The organism is Labilibaculum euxinicum, assembly GCF_963678175.1.
Lineage (GTDB): Bacteria > Bacteroidota > Bacteroidia > Bacteroidales > Marinifilaceae > Labilibaculum > Labilibaculum euxinus.
The window spans coordinates 1,192,676-1,209,178 of record NZ_OY782756.1 but is presented as its reverse complement, the minus strand read 5'-3'; the positions used below and the strand labels follow the sequence as shown (position 1 = coordinate 1,209,178).

The window sequence follows — 16,503 nt, the reverse complement described above, 5'->3', positions numbered from 1 at the left end:
TAATGGTTTAGGCATGTAAGTTTAAAACAATGAATTATATTTATTTACAGGAATGCATTTAGATGCGATGCAGAACAAAATATTTTTCTAAATTTGCACTCGTAATCGGCCCGTTAGTTCAGCTGAATAGAACGTCAGATTCCGGTTCTGAAGGTCACAGGTTTGAATCCTGTACGGGTCACAAATAGAAAAGCCAATCATATTTTTTGATTGGCTTTTTATTTTATTCCATCGGGTGCAATCCAAAAATCAACACATTCTCAAACAATTATCTCTTTCAATATAATTGTGACAAGAGTTTTTACAGAATACATTGACATGAATCTGATTCTTTTGGGGATGGGCTAACAAAAAAAGGAGTCCAAACGGACTCCTTCTTTAATATGTATAAACTTGGAATATTATTCCGCTGTTTCACGTGTAGAATAATTCAACTTTAACGAACTTGCTTTTCTAAGTTCTTGCTTAATGTCGATAATAATACCCATCTTGGTATATTGATCAACTTTAAGAGAAGTAGTCAACTTGTTTCGTAATTCCTCTTTTCTTGCTTCTCTTTCAGCAGCAATAAAAGCCTGAATATCATCAACTGTTGAAAATTGGTCGTTCAATTGAATTTGTGGTTCAGTACCCATCGTTTTTGCAAATTTTCTCATTGGAACACCTACATAGATGTTACTAACAAGATCCTTTTTTTCCAATTTCACGATTTCTTTTGCACTTGGAACCATAATATTAACATTCAACTCCACTTCACGCATGGTTGTACTAACCATGAAGAAAAATAAAAGCATGAATACGATATCAGGAAGAGAGGCTGTTGAAATTTCCGGAAGCTCCTTAGAACCACCTTTTTTAAATTTTCCCATTATTTTTTTCCTCCCACATTTTTAGGTTCAGCTTCAGAAATTTGCATTGGCACATAATCCCGAACAGCATCCTGCTGCTCCTCATTCAAGTCTGCATATTTCTTGTTCCACTTTTGCATTGCCTTCTCATCTTTTAATTCACGAGATGCTGCTGCAAGTTCGTCCTGTACTTTAATGTACATTTCGTAACTAGTTCCGCGGTCATTTTGCAAAGAAACCAAACCTTTTGAAACCATTACATCTCCAAAAAAAGGAATTGTAGTCAATTTTTTCTCAGGTAAATCTGCACTATTCAGCGGGTTCAGGATAAATTCTTTTGTTTTTTCACGCAGTTGTGAAATACTTAGAATTTCTCCATTAACCAATAAGTCATCGTTGCGGTTAACCAAAATAGCTAAAACATTACGTTGTTTAACCTTTGGTGCGTCTATTTCCTCTTCCTCTGGAATTGGTGGTAACTTTTTATAGATACCTGTATCAATGTCCATAGTAGTCGAAACCAAGAAGAAAATTAACAACAAGAATGCAATATCGGCCATCGAACTAGAATTAATCTCTGGTGTCTTTCTTGCCATAATATTATAATCTAAAGGTATATCGATCCGAATTAAAAACCCGAATCATTTACTTAACGTAATTTTCTTAATATTTCGGTCACAACAATAGCTGCAACTGTTCCAACACCTAGAATGTACATGGTGTAAAGTACAGTATCCGCAAATTGCAGTGCTCCTGGAGTGTTATCAGCACCAGTATAACCAGGAAGATCTAACAGTGTTGCATCTGATAATGAATAAGCAATAAGGATTACCAAACCCAAACCAACTAATCCACCCAAACCTTTAACAGCTCCTTTAGGATTAGTCACTAACTGAATGATAGGAAAACCCAAAGCCAAACCAGCACAAACAACAAACAATGCTTTGGCCCAATTCAATAAAACATCAGTATAAACAGGTGTTTGATCCGCTTGATTTGGTAGATCTCCACCTAAGTAAAACATGGCAACAAAAATTGCTGTTAGACCAATCATTACATAGGTGAGAATATTTAAATATTTACTCAATGTATTTGACATAGTCTAAAATTATTTTTTCATGTTGTATTTTACAAGGATATCAAGAAGAGAGATAGAGGCATCTTCCATGTTATTCACGATACTGTCAATTTTTGAAGTACAGTAGTTATAGAATACCTGAAGGATCATCGCAACGATCAAACCAGATACAGTAGTAATCAAGGCCACTTTAATACCACCTGCTACAGCTGCTGGAGAAATAGTACCCATAGACTGGATAGAATCGAAAGCGTCGATCATACCAATTACAGTACCCATAAATCCTAACATAGGAGCCAGACCAATCATCAAACCAATCCAAGAAAGACCTTTTTCTAAAAGACCCATCTGTACAGATCCGTAAGAAACAACTGATTTCTCAACTACTTCAATACCTTCATCGATACGATCAAGACCTTGATAGAAAATACTGGCAATAGGGCCACGAGTATTTCTACAAACTTCTTTAGCTGCTTCAACGCCACCGTTGTTCAATGCATCTTCAAGATTAGCGAACAATTTTTTAGTATTAGTTGTCGACATATTCAAGTAAATGATTCTTTCGATAGAAAGAGCTAAACCTAAAATAAGTGTTAACAATACAAAACTCATAAACATCGCACCACCTTGGATGAATTGTTTTTTCACAACTTGGTGAAAAGAAGTACTTTCGATAGCTTCTTCTTCCATTACTGGGGTTGCTTTTTCAACAACTTCTTCTGCAACTTCCCCAGCAACTTGCGTTGTATCTACGGTAGCTTGTTCTGCTGTCTCATCCTGAGCAAATACGTTTGTTGACGCTCCTAAGCTTAGCATCCCGATAACTGCTATAAATGCAAATAACTTTTTCATAGTCTGTTTTTCAAATTTTAATTAACGAAATTATTTTTTACAAAATTAAACGATTACGATCTCTAAAACAACTAATTACTTAGTTGAATATTCCTTTTAATAAGAAAAGTCTTTCTACATCTGTTTTCCATGATAATCATGAATTTAATTTTATGTAATACAGAAGGGACTAAACAGTGCACCAAATTACAAAAAAAATGTGAAAAACAAATAAACTATTGGCTTAATTCGCCTTTCAAAGATTTATTTAAAAGGAATTTGATTTGTTCTGAATTTAAGTTTTTCCCCAACACATACATAAGTTTGGTTACCGCAGCCTCAGTAGTTATATCTCTGCCACTAACAACACCTGCATGTAATAGCTCCAGACTAGTTTCATACAAGCCCATCTCAACACTTCCAGCAGCACATTGAGTAACATTATATACGATTATCCCCTTCTCGATTGCAGCTTTTACTGAGTCGATAAACCACTTATCCGTAGGTGCATTTCCGGCTCCATATGTTTCCATTATTACAGCTTTCAATCCTTTACTGTTAAGAATGGAGTCAACCACAGTCTTATTTATACCCGGAAATATCTTTAAGATCGCAATATTTAGATCCAAAGATGTTGATATTTCTAATTCTCCCGGCTGACTTGGGTAATGAATAGCGGCATAATTATAATTGATATGGATTCCAATCTTTGCCAAATCAGGATAATTATACGAATGAAACGCATTGAAATGTTCTGCATTGTGCTTTGTAGTTCTATTGCCCCGAAAAAGTTTATTCTCGAACACAACACAAACTTCAGGCACCATAGCTTGTCCGTTTTGATAAGCAGCAGCAATTTCAATAGCTGTAATTAAATTCTCTTTCCCGTCAGTTCTTAATGTACCTATTGGCAATTGAGATCCGGTAAGGATAACTGGTTTTTGTAAATTATCCAGCATAAAACTTAAAGCTGAAGCAGTGTACGACATAGTATCCGTTCCATGCAATACAACAAAGCCATCAAAGTTCTGATAATTCTCTTTTATTATTTCAACAATCTTTATCCATACCCTCGGATTTAAGTTTGATGAATCAATCAATGGCTCAAAAGCTATTGATTCCAATTTAAACCCAAATCCGTTCAATTCCGGAACCTGTTTTAGGATATGATCAAAATCAAATGGTTTTAACGAACCTGTTTCAGGATCGTTCACCATACCAATTGTTCCTCCGGTATATATTATTAAAATAGAAGTTTGTTTCTGTTCCATTTTATTTCAATTCAATATTGAATAATTTTGCCGCATTTGCACTTGTTGTTTTGGCCACCTCATCTAAGCTAAGCTGATAAATTTCAGAAAGCTTACTGGCAATATAAACCAAGTACGAACTTTCGTTTCTTTTTCCCCTCTTTGGCACAGGGGCCAGATAAGGAGCATCAGTTTCCAAAATCAGATGATCCAATCCAATAGATTCAATTGTTTTATCAAGTCCGGAATTCTTAAAGGTTACAATTCCATTAATCCCTAACAGAAATCCAAAACCAATTGCTTTTACTGCTTGCTCCGTATTTCCGGTAAAGCTGTGAAACACACCTTTTAAATTACTATTGCGGTAAGATTCCAATATTTCAAAAATCTCATCAAATGAATCTCTGGCATGAATAACAATTGGAAGCTCTCTTTCAAGTGCCCAATTTATTTGAGTATCGAAAACAATTTGCTGCTCTTTCACAAAAGCTTTGTCCCAATACAAATCCATACCTATTTCACCAATCGCACAATAATCTCCTTTTGCAAGCCAGGCCTTACAATTCTCCAACTCTTCCCTGTAGTTTTCTTTTACTGATGTAGGGTGAAGTCCCATCATGGGCACGCACACATCAGGAAAACGTTGAACCAATCGATTCATTTTTGGTATCGATTCCGAATCAATATTAGGAAGTAGAATTTTCCCGATATTTACTTTCCTGCAATTTGAGATAATCTCTTCAATATCATCTTTAAAATCATCTGAATAGATATGGGAATGGGTATCAATCAATTTCATCTTTCACAACTTTTCTGCAAACATATACAAACAGGAGTGACTTGCCAAACTAATAATAAGCGAATATCAATTAAAAAAAGCCGGCAAAGCCGGCTTTTATATAGTAGGCGATATAGTATATTATACGCAGCCTTGAGCCAACATAGCTTCGGCAACTTTTACGAAACCGCCAATATTAGCACCTTTAATATAGTTGATGTGTCCATTTTCAGTACCGAATTTAACACAAGTATCGTGAATATCTTTCATGATACGACCCAACTTCTCATCCACCTCTTCAGTAGACCAGTTGAAACGCATAGAATTTTGTGACATCTCTAAACCAGACACAGCAACACCACCAGCATTAGCCGCTTTACCAGGAGCGAAAGCCAAAGCATCCACTAAATAGAAAGCTGCATCTGCAGTACAACCCATGTTTGAAGTCTCAACAACATATTTACATCCGTTTGCTTCCAATAATTTAGCATCCTCTAAATTCAACTCATTTTGAATTGCACAAGGAAAAGCCAAATCTACTTTAACCTCCCAAGGTTTTTTACCAGGGAAGAATTTAGCACCAAATTTTTCAGCATAAGGAGCAACAACATCATTATTAGAAGCTCTCAAATCCAATAAATAATCGATCTTTTCAGCATTTAAACCTTCCTGATCATATACATATCCATCAGGACCAGAGATAGTAACAACTTTAGCACCTAGCTCTACTAATTTAAGGGCAGCACCCCAAGTAACATTACCAAAACCTGAAAGTGCAACAATTTTACCATCTAAGGTTTCATTGTTTTCAGCCAGCATGTGCTGAGCGAAATATACAGCTCCAAATCCAGTTGCTTCAGGACGAATTAATGATCCACCAAATTCCAGACCTTTACCAGTCAATACACCAACAAATTCGTTACGAATTCTCTTGTACTGTCCGAATAAATATCCAATCTCACGACCACCTACTCCGATATCACCGGCAGGAACATCTGTATTAGGACCGATGTGTCTGCAAAGCTCAGTCATGAAACTTTGACAAAAACGCATAATTTCGTTATCTGATCTTCCTTTAGCGTTGAAATCAGAACCTCCTTTTCCACCACCCATAGGTAATGTTGTTAAAGAGTTTTTGAATGTCTGCTCAAAGCCTAAAAATTTTAATGCACTTAATGTAACCGATGGGTGAAAACGTAATCCACCTTTATAGGGTCCAATTGCACTATTGAATTCAACACGGTATCCGCGGTTGATTTCTACTTCACCATTATCATTGATCCATGGTACACGAAACATGATTGTACGTTCCGGCTCACACATTTTATCAAGAATTTTCGCAGCTTTGTACTTAGGATTTGCATCATAAGTTTCCCAAACTGTTTCTACTACTTCTTGAACTGCCTGATGAAATTCTGCTTCTCCAGGAGTTTTGGCCTTTAGGCCTTCCATGAATTCATTAATCTTTGCTTCCATGCCAAACTATGTTATGAAATTAAATTAGATTGTGTTGTTTTAAATATTAGTTCTTGGTTCAAAAGTATATATTTTTTCATAATCACAAATTAAATTAATATTTTTTTTACAACGTTTCCGTAAACTTTTTACGCCTCATTATCAATACTTTACGCGGTATAAATTTCTGCTCTACAACATTTATCAAAAAAAAATGATAAAATTCATGTATTCAAAGTGTAGATTTTCCCCGGAAGTGACTTTATTATGCCTTCAAATTCCAATTTCAGAAGTAAACTCGACACTTTACTCATCGGAAATGATGTTTTCAGACTAATGCTATCTATAGGCATGTTACCTTTCTCCTTAAGTACCTGAACAAGTGACTCCTCTTCGGGAGATAGCTCAATAAATAATTTTGTCTGAACCGTTTTAGGACTCTTATTCTTATTTTCCCATCCTAATATGTATTCCAAATCGGCAACACTCTCTATAAGGTGAGCCTGATTCGTTTTTATTAGTTTATTACAACCCGTAGAACCTTTATCATATGTTCGGCCTGGAAATGCAAAAACATCTCTATTGTACGAATTAGCAATATCAGCAGTCACCAACGAACCTCCTTTTGATGCCGACTCAATAACAATAGTAGCATCTGCCATTCCTGCGATGATTCTGTTCCTGCGAACGAAATTTTTAGGATCGAATTTACTTTTGGATGTGAATTCACTAATTAATGCCCCTTGGTTAACTATCTCCTCAGCATATCTTTTGTGCAGCGAAGGATACATCATATGCAATCCGTGACCTATTGCGGCAACAGTTTGCAATTGGTTTCGCAAAGCTGCCTTATGGGCACAAATATCAACACCATAAGCAAGACCACTTATAATTAAAGGCTTAACCTCCTTTTCGGATAAATCCTGTATCAGCTTATTGCAGATCTCCCGTCCGTAATCACTGGCATTTCTGGTTCCTACAATACTAAGAGTACGTGCCGCATTAAAATCAGTATTTCCTTTATAATATAGTGTGCAAGGCGAATCGGCACAATTTAAAAGCCTTTGCGGATAATCTTTCTCTAAATAGAAACTAACATTGATATGATTATCTGATATAAACTTTTGCTCTTCCTCTGCCAATTGGATCGCGTTATCACGATCCAGCTTATCGATAAAAGATTGGCCGATTCCCGGAATTTTTAGCAAATTTTGTTTTTTCTCTTTAAACAGTCCCTCAATACTTCCGGTATAGGCAATTACTTTCTTTGTATTAACCGGGCCTATCCCATTCAAAAAACTAACAGCAATTTTATAAATATCCTCCATATATTCATCAAATTAAATAAACGAGGCCTAATTTACAAAATATTTATAAGGTAAAGGTTGTTCCTATGGTGAAAAATCCTGCATTTCCCCAACCTAATTCTGCAAAAATGCCAAATTGATTTGAAAAATGGTAACGGGTACCCAGCAAAACACCTAGATCGAAAAGCAACTCGTTATTCCTGTTGGTTCTAACAGTAGGAACATTTCCTCCATCCAATCTGGAAATTGTAGATTTTCGATTCTCCAGAGAAAGCCCTGTTTTTACACTGGCATACATTTCAATCCCATTGTCAGGTGCAATATTCATTTCGGAAAGCCAGCCATTTAATTCATAAGTTAATACCGTTCCAAATCGATAATAGTTATATTTCACCTCATCAAAACCCAAATTGAACTCATGCTTTTGCCCGGCATAGCCAACATAAGCTCCAATACTTAAATCAGGCTTCCAGTTTTTCTCCAACTGAATAATAAAAGAAGGAGAATTGGTTTCATTGGTGCCCATAAAGTTGTGATCAAACTTCCCATATTTCCCTAAAGGGATTCCAATATTAAGTCTTACATCATTTTTCTGAGCCAATATGGTATTTGGCAATACAAGCACCACAATCAATAGTGCTAACTGACTTTTAATTTTTCTAATCATGTTATAATAATCTTCAATAAAGGATTTACAAAACTGATAACGCATACAATTATATTTTAGTACGCTCAACCGCAAAAGTAAATCTTATTACTTTTTTTTGGAATTCTTTTGCAATGATTTAATCATTTCCGCCTGACTGGATTTTGTAAGAGAAGAGATACTAACTGATGGGTATTTTGCTAATCCTCTTTCTGTTTGCTGATACAAAGTAACTTCAGGCCGTAAGCCAAACAGTTTTCTTTTTAAATCGAAATGAGACAATTGACTTTTGGGAATTTCAATAGATTTGAACTTCTGGTGAAAAGGGTGCAGCGGATAATATCTCAAAACTATTTTCTCTTCTGATTCCTGATAGATAATATAATTCAAATTGAGCGATAAACTAAGTGCGATGCAGGCAAAAACGAAACCACTGACTGCTCCAAAAATTGGATAAATCGGCTTTGCCTTTAAATAGATTAAAATAATGCTTACCGCCAGATATAAAAATATAAACACGTAGTAAAAAAGCTTAATCCAGGCTGCGCGATTTTGATTATTTATAGTCATTTTGATTCTAAAATTGAATTTACTCAAAGGTAAAAACTAAAGTGGAGTTCAACAATGAAAATCGAAGGATCTGAAAAATAGTTTCTCATTTCAAATCATAAATGCAGTTTTTGCTAATATATAATGAATATTTACTCAGACTTTTTTATTTTTACCCGGAATTATCCCACACTATATCAAGTTAGTAATTGTAGAATAATTAAGTGAGGAGGGGGTGAATGTTCCACTTCTTCTGCTTTTTCACGTCTTACAGACAGAAAAAACAGAATGAAATTGGATGTTTTCGTACTCCTGGTTTGGAAAAAGAAAATAAAATGGAAGTAAGACTTCAGGAAGCAAAAGATTCGATAAGAGACGTAATTGACTTTCCTAAAACGGGAATCGTATTTAAGGATATCACAACAATGTTGAAAGATGATAAACATCTGGCAACTTTAGTTGACACTCTTTACAATCAATATAAAGACAAAGGAATAACAAAGGTTGTTGGTTTAGAAAGCCGTGGTTTTATTTTAGGAACCGTTTTAGCCTATCGTTTAGGTGCTGGTTTTGTTCCGGTAAGAAAACCTGGTAAATTACCATCGCCAACTTTCTCTGAGAAATATTCTTTGGAATACGGAGAAGATGAAATTTTTATCCATCAGGATGCTTTAGATTCTGACGATGTAGTTTTGCTGCACGATGATTTATTGGCAACGGGTGGTACAGCAAAAGCTTCTATCGATTTATTGAGTCGATTTAATTTGAAAAATGTTTTCGTGAACTTTTTGATAGAACTTGACTTTTTGAAAGGCCGTGATAAATTGGCTACTCAATATGAAGTTGATTCTGTATTCCACTTTTAAATAAAGCATAAAATTATCATTCAGGTCATCTTAACCCAAATGGTTTTGATGACCTGATTTGCGCTATCCCGGTATTTTTCACAGACAAAACTGAGTTCGATGCAATATTCCATTTCGAAAAAAAATAATTTACTGGAAGGAAGAATTGTTCTTCCCGCCTCTAAAAGCATATCAAACAGAGTTCAAATTATTAATGCGTTGAGCTACAATTTTGAGCCGATTAAAAATCTTTCGGATTGTGATGATTCAAAAGCAATGCAGAGCATTCTAAATTCCAACACCAATAGTTTTGATGTTGGACATGCAGGAACTACCATGCGTTTTTTAACTGCATACCTCTCTAAAATTGTTGGCGAATGGACCTTAACCGGTTCGCACAGAATGAAGGAAAGACCCATTGGCGTTTTGGTTGATGCTCTAAACTCAATAGGCGCTCAAATTACCTATTTGGAAAAAGAAGGTTATCCTCCGCTTAAAATTTTTGGATCGAACCTTACCGGTGAAGTAGTAGAACTAAAAGGAAATACCAGCTCTCAGTACATTACTGCATTGCTTTTAATTGCACCAACTCTTGAAAAAGGGTTACGAATTAAACTAAGCGGAAAAATTGTATCGCGTTCGTACATCGAAATGACTCTGAATATTATGGAGGAGTTTGGTGTGAAATCGGAATTTAAGGGACAAGAAATTTATGTGGCAAATCAGGCTTATCAACGGATTCCTTATATCGTTGAAGGCGATTGGTCGGGTGCATCGTACTGGTTTGCTTTTATGGCTTTGGCCGATGAAGGAAAATTATATTTAGATGGTTTAAGAAGACACAGTTTTCAGGGTGATTCAGGATTGGTTCCGGTTTTTGAGAAACTAGGCGTTAAAGCTCAATTCTCGAAACGGGGAATGTTCATTGAAAAGATGGCAGCCAATTGTACAAAGCTAAAGTTCGATTTTAATCAGATGCCCGATTTGGCTCAAACATTTGCCGTTTGTGCCTGTTTAAAAAACATTCCTTTCCACTTTACCGGCTTAGAAACTTTGAAGATTAAAGAAACAGATCGCATTTATGCACTAATCACAGAATTGGGGAAATTAGGTTACGTTCTTACTGAACCGGCCGAAGGCGAATTGGCCTGGAATGGTGAACGAAAAACAGAAGAAGAGAATATTGTGATCGAAACTTACCACGATCATCGGATGGCCATGGCATTTGCTCCCATCGCACTGGCTTGGCCAAATGTGGTAATTGATTCGCCCGATGTGGTAAAAAAATCGTACCCTAATTTTTGGGAACAGCTAAAAGAATTGGGTTTCGAAGTGAAGGAATAAATTCTATGTGATATCAGAAACAACCCCGTTAGAACTAAGTCTAACGGGGTTGTTTTATAAACTACAGTCATTTAATTTATTTGATCTAAAATAAGCTTGGCGCTCTCAATTGCAGTTTGGGCGCCAATTATTAACCACACTGAGAACGACACTTAAAGTGAACCCCTCAATATTTTGATAATCTGAACCACTTTGTTCTCTATGGTTATATAATGATGATCTTAAACTATTGTAAGCACAAGTTGATTATATACTAGTGGCAAAGCATAAGTTTGATGTACATCAAAAATATAACTTGATGTACATCAAAATATATTTTAACCAGGATAAAAAATTTAAAAGATAATGAAGACGATACCAAAAGGTACTTAGCGGATGATTTACAGATAAGGATGTAACATTATTTCGAGTTAGAGCGTCAAATAAAAACCAAACTGAAAAAAACATGACTAAAAAGATTTTATCTGCTCTACTCCTGGTTTGCTCTCTGTATTTGCATGCAAGCGCTCAAAAAGATTCTATAACTATTTCGGGAATTGTAACTGATTTTGAAGGCAATGCCAAAGACAGTGCTTTTGTTGAAATAAAAGGTAGAGAATTTGGAAAAGAATCAATGTATGAAACCTATTCCGACAGCGATGGAAGATATTCCCTGAAAGTGAAAAAGGGAAAATACCTTGCATTGGCATCGATGAAACTATGTGAGTATCCAAAATCAAATTCTCAATTATCACATGAGGATATGCGGCTTGAATTTTGGGCATGGAATGTTATTGCTGAAGATGATATGGTATTGAATATTCATTACCACCGCCTTGAGATTTATGGTATTACCGTTTTTAAAATAGAAGGAGCAAGCCCGGGATATACGATATATTGCAGACCCATGAGTTTATCCAAGTATTATTCGAATCCAGATAAGCCTATTGATGATACAGATCTTTGCACTGATCCTGATTTGCTTGATGTAAAGGTTACCATAAATGGAGTGCCGGTTAAAATTAACATGAAACAGAAAGTGAAAGAGTATGTTTCAAATGGAATATGCAATGGCTATTTATTACATGTTGATGCTCCAAAAGAATTGAGTAAAAAAGGATGTGATATTTTCCGGATAGAAATGACCGATTTGGAAAATGGAGATAAAGGTGAAGCGGTTTATTTTAAAGAAAAAGACGGGTACCAATAGTTCTTTATGCTAATATGTAATCGGAAATTCTTAGTGGAGATTTATTTCAGATTAACACCAAAAATCCACATGTAATCAAGTAATCCCCTGACATGAACGGCTTGCGTATAGTTAGAGCATGACAGGCGTGGAAGCTTAAGCAGAACACAAAAAGAACTTGGTGCTCTCACTTACAGTGAGGGTACCAATTATAAACATATTGAGAGCCTCACTTAAAGTGAGACCCTCAAAATTCATCTGAATCAAATCGTACCCAGATAAGTGATTTTAAATCACCCACATCCAAGAAAATCCCTTTAACAGGAGGATCACAAATCCTCAATTCGAAACCTATAGATTACAAATCTACAGGAGCTGCTTTTACCCAAATAGTGTGGTACATTGCACCTTGATGTGCTGCGAGTAGTGCCAATTACTAAACACATTGAGAGCCTCACTTACAGTGAGCCCCTCAAAATTCAGTTAAAATCAAAGCATAAATACTCCAAAGAGCATCTTTACGAAGTGGCATGCGTGAAGGATTGAAGAGAAAACCCCGCAGGTGGTGCTGGATTTGTGCGTTAGCGCGAGGAGTTGAAACGGAAAGCCTGACCCGAAGAATGAGGGACACGCCCTAAAATAATTAACAATGAGTAATGCGCAATTAAAGGTAAAATTGGCATTTTGAAATATGAATCAAGTAATCCCCTGACACGAACGACTTACTTACAGTCAGAGCATGACCAAAATAGAAAATAAAAAAGGAGAAACTCCCCAATGTTTCTCCCTTACTTACAATAAATATATCTGATCTAAAATTATTGTCTGATTGCTGTCTCCAACCCAATTTTTATCATGGTATGAAGAGTTGTTTGGCGCTCTTCGGCACTAGTTTCTTCGCCGGTTAGGATATGATCGCTAACGGTAAGAATTGCCAAAGCTTTCGCCTTGTTTCGGGCTGCGATTGTGTACAAAGCTGTTGCTTCCATTTCTACCGCTAAAACGCCGTAATCTGCCCAAATTTTAAATGGTTCAGGATTATTTTCTAAATCGTGATAAAAAATATCGGACGTTAATGTACTGCCCACTTTAATATTTACTCCTTGTTCGGTGGCCGCTTTATGGGCATCGCTCAACAAACCAAAATCGGCACATGGAGAATAATCCATGCCTTTAAATAAATTCTTATTGATGGCTGAATCGGTACAGGATGTCATCGCCAAAATTACGTCGCGCACGTGCACATCTTCGTTAAATGATCCACAGGTTCCGATACGAATCAGGTTTTTCACACCATATTGCGTTATCAGCTCATGAGAATAAATTGAAATTGACGGTACGCCCATTCCCGTTCCCTGCACAGAAATGCGTTTGCCTTTATAAGTTCCTGTGAAACCGAGCATGTTTCTTACTTTATTGTAACAAACCACATCTTCCAGAAAATTATCGGCTATGTATTTTGCCCGTAAAGGATCTCCAGGTAAAAGGATAGTTTCAGCAATATCGCCCATTTTGGCTTCATTGTGTGCACTCATGATATATTGATTTATAGATTTACAAATAAAGATAATGGATTTCCGGCAAGGATCACAGGAACCAAACACAGAAACAGCATTATATACTATTCAGTTTCGAAAAAAATATGGATTATAAATTGGTTGGATGGCAGTTTGGCAAGCAATCGTGCTAAAATGTAGAATTATCCCGACTAAACTTTACGAATCACTTTTTTTACTTACCGCAGGCAAAAATAATAATTTTATCGGACTTTGCTCCTTTTTATTTTACACTTTTCTCCGTTTTCTATAGTGACATTCTTTTACGAGCAAAGAAGTCGCGAATTAAAGCAGCACTTTCCTGTTCCATAATACCTGAAACTACTTCGGTTCTTGGATGCATTGGATTGGGTGAAAAACGGGTATATCCTCTTTTCTCATCTTTTGCACCGTATACAATTTTTGAGATTTGCGACCACGCCAATGCGCCTGCACACATATTGCAAGGTTCAAGAGTTACATATAAAGTACAGTCTATGAGATATTTTCCCCCCAGAAAATTAGCTGCAGAAGTTATGGCCTGCATTTCGGCGTGAGCGGTCACATCATTCAACCGCTCTGTAAGATTGTGCGATCGCGCTATTATTCTATTGTTGCACACCACTATGGCGCCCACCGGAATTTCATCGGCCTCGAAAGCTTTGTGGGCTTCCTGCATGGCCTGTTTCATAAAATATTCGTCGGAAAACGGAGATATAATTGACTCTTGGTTCATGTTTTTGATTTGAGATGTGAGAAGAAAAACTTTGTCAGGGACTACCGCTGACAGGTCAACTTGTAATTGCCCGCAAACAGAGCTGCAAACTACTGCTTTCATACAATTTAAGACCTAATTTCATTTCTTATCGCTAAAATTTAACAATCTATTAATAAAAGCGTATTCAGTTTCGCAAATTGTTAGTAATTTCGCAAAGTTAACAAAACCAATAACAAAGAACGAGGTTAATAACAGAAAGCTATTGGTGATTAGTCACTGCAATTGATATTAATAATTGTTCGACAGTAAATCAAAAGAAACAGACCTAAATAACAGAAATCAACTAATGGCTAATAACTAATAGCTTGTTAAATCATTAAATGGTATAAGATGTACAGGACTCATACTTGTGGAGAATTAAGAATTCAGAATGTAAACGATACGGTAACACTTAGTGGTTGGGTGCAAAAAGCACGTAATCTGGGGGGAATGACCTTTGTTGATCTTCGTGATAGATATGGCATTACTCAATTTGTTTTCGATATGGAAAGCAATACTGAATTATGCGAAAAGGCAAGAAAATTAGGCCGCGAATTCGTTGTTTCAATTACCGGTAAGGTTGCTGAAAGACAAAGTAAAAACGACAAAATACCTACAGGAGCTGTTGAGATTATTGCTGATGATATAACTATTTTAAGCAAATCGGCAATTCCTCCTTTTACCATTGAAGACAATACCGATGGTGGTGATGAATTAAGAATGAAATATCGTTACCTCGATTTGCGTCGTTCTTGTGTTCGCGAGAATTTAATTTTGCGTCACAAAATGGGTATCGAAGTTCGTAACTATTTGGATCAGTTGAATTTTATTGAAACAGAAACTCCTGTATTGATAAAATCGACTCCGGAAGGTGCGCGTGACTTTATTGTTCCTTCGAGAATGAATCAGGGTGAGTTTTATGCTTTGCCACAGTCACCGCAGGTATTTAAACAATTGTTGATGATTTCCGGTTTCGACCGTTACTATCAGATTGTAAAATGTTTCCGCGATGAAGATTTACGTGCCGACCGTCAGCCTGAATTTACGCAGATTGATTGCGAAATGGCCTTTGTTGAGCAAGATGACATTTTAGATACTTTTGAAGGATTGACCAAACATTTATTCAAGAAATTGAAAAATGTGGAGATGAACTTCAAATTCCCAAGATTGGATTACGCTGATGCCATGGAATTTTATGGTAACGATAAGCCTGATATCCGTTTTGATATGAAGTTTGTTGACTTAAGCGTAATTGCGAAAGGAAGTGACTTTAAAGTTTTTGATGAAGCAGAATATATCGGAGCAATTTGTGCTGGCGGATGTGCTACTTATACTCGTAAACAACTGGATGCGCTGACTGATTTTGTGAAAAAACCGCAAATTGGAGCCAAAGGATTGGTTTACCTGCGATACAATGAGGATGGTTCATATAAATCATCGGTTGATAAATTTTACGGAGAAGAGCAATTGCAGAAATGGGCGGAAGCTTGTAACGCAAAACCAGGCGATTTGATTTTGATTTTGGTGGGTGAAAAAGCCAAAACATTACCTCAACTAAGCGAACTGCGTTTGGAAATGGGTAATCAGTTAGGCTTGCGCGATAAGAATGTTTACGCTCCGCTTTGGGTTGTTGATTTCCCTCTTTTAGAGTGGGATGAAGATTCAGAACGTTTCCACGCCATGCACCATCCATTTACTTCGCCTAAGAAAGAAGATTTGCATATGCTGGAAACTGATCCTGGTAAAGTTCGTGCCAATGCTTACGATTTGGTAATTAATGGTGTTGAAATTGGCGGCGGTTCTATTCGTATTCACGATACAGAACTTCAGGCTCGAATGTTCAAGCATCTTGGTTTTACCGATGAAGAAGCACAAGCTCAGTTTGGTTTCTTAATGAATGCATTTAAATATGGTGCGCCACCACACGGCGGAATCGCTTTTGGATTTGACCGCTTGGCATCTATGTTTGCAGGTATCGAATCAATCAGAGACGTTATTGCATTCCCTAAAAACAATTCGGGTCGTGATGTAATGATTGATTCTCCATCGCCGATTGCCGAAGCACAAATGGTTGAATTGGGTCTTGACTACAGAAAGAAATTGAAGTAAGGA

The 16,503-nt window shown here is 36.5% G+C and carries 16 protein-coding genes and 1 tRNA gene; 5 read left to right on the top strand and 12 right to left on the bottom strand.

Going from position 1 to position 16,503, the window contains the following annotated elements:
* Positions 1-107: 107 nt before the first annotated feature.
* Positions 108-181, top strand: a tRNA-Arg gene (locus tag ACY0M5_RS05210).
* A gap of 220 nt (positions 182-401) precedes the next feature.
* Here ACY0M5_RS05210 and ACY0M5_RS05205 read toward each other — a convergent pair.
* The 10 genes from ACY0M5_RS05205 to ACY0M5_RS05160 all read right to left on the bottom strand — a co-directional run bounded on the left by ACY0M5_RS05205 (position 402) and on the right by ACY0M5_RS05160 (position 8,763).
* Positions 402-869, bottom strand: a complete 468-nt coding sequence (locus ACY0M5_RS05205) for an ExbD/TolR family protein (RefSeq protein WP_124993959.1) — start codon at positions 867-869, stop codon at positions 402-404.
* Positions 869-1,444, bottom strand: a complete 576-nt coding sequence (locus ACY0M5_RS05200; RefSeq protein ID WP_124993960.1) for an ExbD/TolR family protein — start codon at positions 1,442-1,444, stop codon at positions 869-871. The genes ACY0M5_RS05205 and ACY0M5_RS05200 overlap by 1 nt, the downstream gene beginning before the upstream one ends.
* Positions 1,445-1,497: 53 nt before the next feature.
* The gene (locus ACY0M5_RS05195; protein WP_124993961.1) at positions 1,498-1,947 is read right to left on the bottom strand and encodes a hypothetical protein; all 450 of its coding nucleotides are present in this window, start codon (positions 1,945-1,947) and stop codon (positions 1,498-1,500) included.
* Between the two features lie 9 nt (positions 1,948-1,956).
* Positions 1,957-2,778: a MotA/TolQ/ExbB proton channel family protein gene (locus ACY0M5_RS05190; protein WP_124993962.1), complete on the bottom strand. Its 822-nt coding sequence runs from the start codon at positions 2,776-2,778 to the stop codon at positions 1,957-1,959.
* 215 nt (positions 2,779-2,993) lie between these two features.
* On the bottom strand, positions 2,994-4,028 hold the full coding sequence (locus ACY0M5_RS05185; RefSeq protein WP_461631031.1) for an asparaginase: 1,035 nt from the start codon (positions 4,026-4,028) through the stop codon (positions 2,994-2,996).
* Between the two features lies 1 nt (position 4,029).
* Complete coding sequence (locus ACY0M5_RS05180) at positions 4,030-4,806, bottom strand: TatD family hydrolase (protein ID WP_461631030.1); 777 nt, start codon at positions 4,804-4,806, stop codon at positions 4,030-4,032.
* 120 nt (positions 4,807-4,926) lie between these two features.
* Positions 4,927-6,261, bottom strand: coding sequence for an NADP-specific glutamate dehydrogenase (gene gdhA, locus ACY0M5_RS05175; RefSeq protein ID WP_461631029.1), 1,335 nt, complete (start codon positions 6,259-6,261; stop codon positions 4,927-4,929).
* Positions 6,262-6,464: 203 nt separating this feature from the next.
* Entirely contained in the window at positions 6,465-7,568 is a 1,104-nt protein-coding gene (gene dprA, locus ACY0M5_RS05170) for a DNA-processing protein DprA (RefSeq protein ID WP_461631028.1), read from the bottom strand.
* 43 nt (positions 7,569-7,611) lie between these two features.
* Positions 7,612-8,259, bottom strand: coding sequence for a hypothetical protein (locus tag ACY0M5_RS05165; protein ID WP_461631027.1), 648 nt, complete (start codon positions 8,257-8,259; stop codon positions 7,612-7,614).
* Between the two features lie 42 nt (positions 8,260-8,301).
* Positions 8,302-8,763 (bottom strand): hypothetical protein, encoded by a 462-nt coding sequence (locus ACY0M5_RS05160; RefSeq protein WP_461631026.1) that lies wholly within the window; start codon positions 8,761-8,763, stop codon positions 8,302-8,304.
* A gap of 314 nt (positions 8,764-9,077) precedes the next feature.
* Between ACY0M5_RS05160 and ACY0M5_RS05155 the strand changes: the two genes are divergently transcribed.
* From ACY0M5_RS05155 to ACY0M5_RS05145, 3 genes are all read left to right on the top strand, one after another.
* Positions 9,078-9,608, top strand: coding sequence for an adenine phosphoribosyltransferase (locus ACY0M5_RS05155; RefSeq protein WP_101309472.1), 531 nt, complete (start codon positions 9,078-9,080; stop codon positions 9,606-9,608).
* A gap of 99 nt (positions 9,609-9,707) precedes the next feature.
* Positions 9,708-10,931, top strand: a complete 1,224-nt coding sequence (aroA, locus tag ACY0M5_RS05150; RefSeq protein ID WP_461631025.1) for a 3-phosphoshikimate 1-carboxyvinyltransferase — start codon at positions 9,708-9,710, stop codon at positions 10,929-10,931.
* A gap of 445 nt (positions 10,932-11,376) precedes the next feature.
* Entirely contained in the window at positions 11,377-12,120 is a 744-nt protein-coding gene (locus ACY0M5_RS05145) for a carboxypeptidase-like regulatory domain-containing protein (RefSeq protein ID WP_461631024.1), read from the top strand.
* Positions 12,121-12,917: 797 nt separating this feature from the next.
* On the opposite strand, the gene deoD is transcribed toward ACY0M5_RS05145, so the two are convergent.
* Complete coding sequence (deoD, locus tag ACY0M5_RS05140; protein WP_101309457.1) at positions 12,918-13,634, bottom strand: purine-nucleoside phosphorylase; 717 nt, start codon at positions 13,632-13,634, stop codon at positions 12,918-12,920.
* Between the two features lie 268 nt (positions 13,635-13,902).
* Positions 13,903-14,370, bottom strand: coding sequence for a nucleoside deaminase (locus ACY0M5_RS05135; protein WP_461631023.1), 468 nt, complete (start codon positions 14,368-14,370; stop codon positions 13,903-13,905).
* Between the two features lie 372 nt (positions 14,371-14,742).
* Here ACY0M5_RS05135 and aspS point away from each other — a divergent pair, with 372 nt between their 5' ends.
* Positions 14,743-16,500, top strand: coding sequence for an aspartate--tRNA ligase (gene aspS / locus ACY0M5_RS05130; RefSeq protein ID WP_461631022.1), 1,758 nt, complete (start codon positions 14,743-14,745; stop codon positions 16,498-16,500).
* The last annotated feature ends 3 nt before the right edge of the window (positions 16,501-16,503 follow it).

Excerpts from the sequence above, each read along its gene's own strand:
- ACY0M5_RS05205 (WP_124993959.1), bottom strand. The coding sequence starts at position 869 with ATGGGAAAATTTAAAAAAGGTGGTTCTAAGGAGCTTCCGGAAATTTCA.
- deoD (WP_101309457.1), bottom strand. The coding sequence starts at position 13,634 with ATGAGTGCACACAATGAAGCCAAAATGGGCGATATTGCTGAAACTATC.
- gdhA (WP_461631029.1), bottom strand. The coding sequence starts at position 6,261 with ATGGAAGCAAAGATTAATGAATTCATGGAAGGCCTAAAGGCCAAAACT.
- ACY0M5_RS05195 (WP_124993961.1), bottom strand. The coding sequence starts at position 1,947 with ATGTCAAATACATTGAGTAAATATTTAAATATTCTCACCTATGTAATG.
- ACY0M5_RS05155 (WP_101309472.1), top strand. The coding sequence starts at position 9,078 with ATGGAAGTAAGACTTCAGGAAGCAAAAGATTCGATAAGAGACGTAATT.
- ACY0M5_RS05185 (WP_461631031.1), bottom strand. The coding sequence starts at position 4,028 with ATGGAACAGAAACAAACTTCTATTTTAATAATATATACCGGAGGAACA.
- aroA (WP_461631025.1), top strand. The coding sequence starts at position 9,708 with ATGCAATATTCCATTTCGAAAAAAAATAATTTACTGGAAGGAAGAATT.
- ACY0M5_RS05145 (WP_461631024.1), top strand. The coding sequence starts at position 11,377 with ATGACTAAAAAGATTTTATCTGCTCTACTCCTGGTTTGCTCTCTGTAT.
- ACY0M5_RS05165 (WP_461631027.1), bottom strand. The coding sequence starts at position 8,259 with ATGCGTTATCAGTTTTGTAAATCCTTTATTGAAGATTATTATAACATG.
- ACY0M5_RS05160 (WP_461631026.1), bottom strand. The coding sequence starts at position 8,763 with ATGACTATAAATAATCAAAATCGCGCAGCCTGGATTAAGCTTTTTTAC.
- ACY0M5_RS05200 (WP_124993960.1), bottom strand. The coding sequence starts at position 1,444 with ATGGCAAGAAAGACACCAGAGATTAATTCTAGTTCGATGGCCGATATT.
- ACY0M5_RS05180 (WP_461631030.1), bottom strand. The coding sequence starts at position 4,806 with ATGAAATTGATTGATACCCATTCCCATATCTATTCAGATGATTTTAAA.
- dprA (WP_461631028.1), bottom strand. The coding sequence starts at position 7,568 with ATGGAGGATATTTATAAAATTGCTGTTAGTTTTTTGAATGGGATAGGC.
- aspS (WP_461631022.1), top strand. The coding sequence starts at position 14,743 with ATGTACAGGACTCATACTTGTGGAGAATTAAGAATTCAGAATGTAAAC.
- ACY0M5_RS05135 (WP_461631023.1), bottom strand. The coding sequence starts at position 14,370 with ATGAACCAAGAGTCAATTATATCTCCGTTTTCCGACGAATATTTTATG.
- ACY0M5_RS05190 (WP_124993962.1), bottom strand. The coding sequence starts at position 2,778 with ATGAAAAAGTTATTTGCATTTATAGCAGTTATCGGGATGCTAAGCTTA.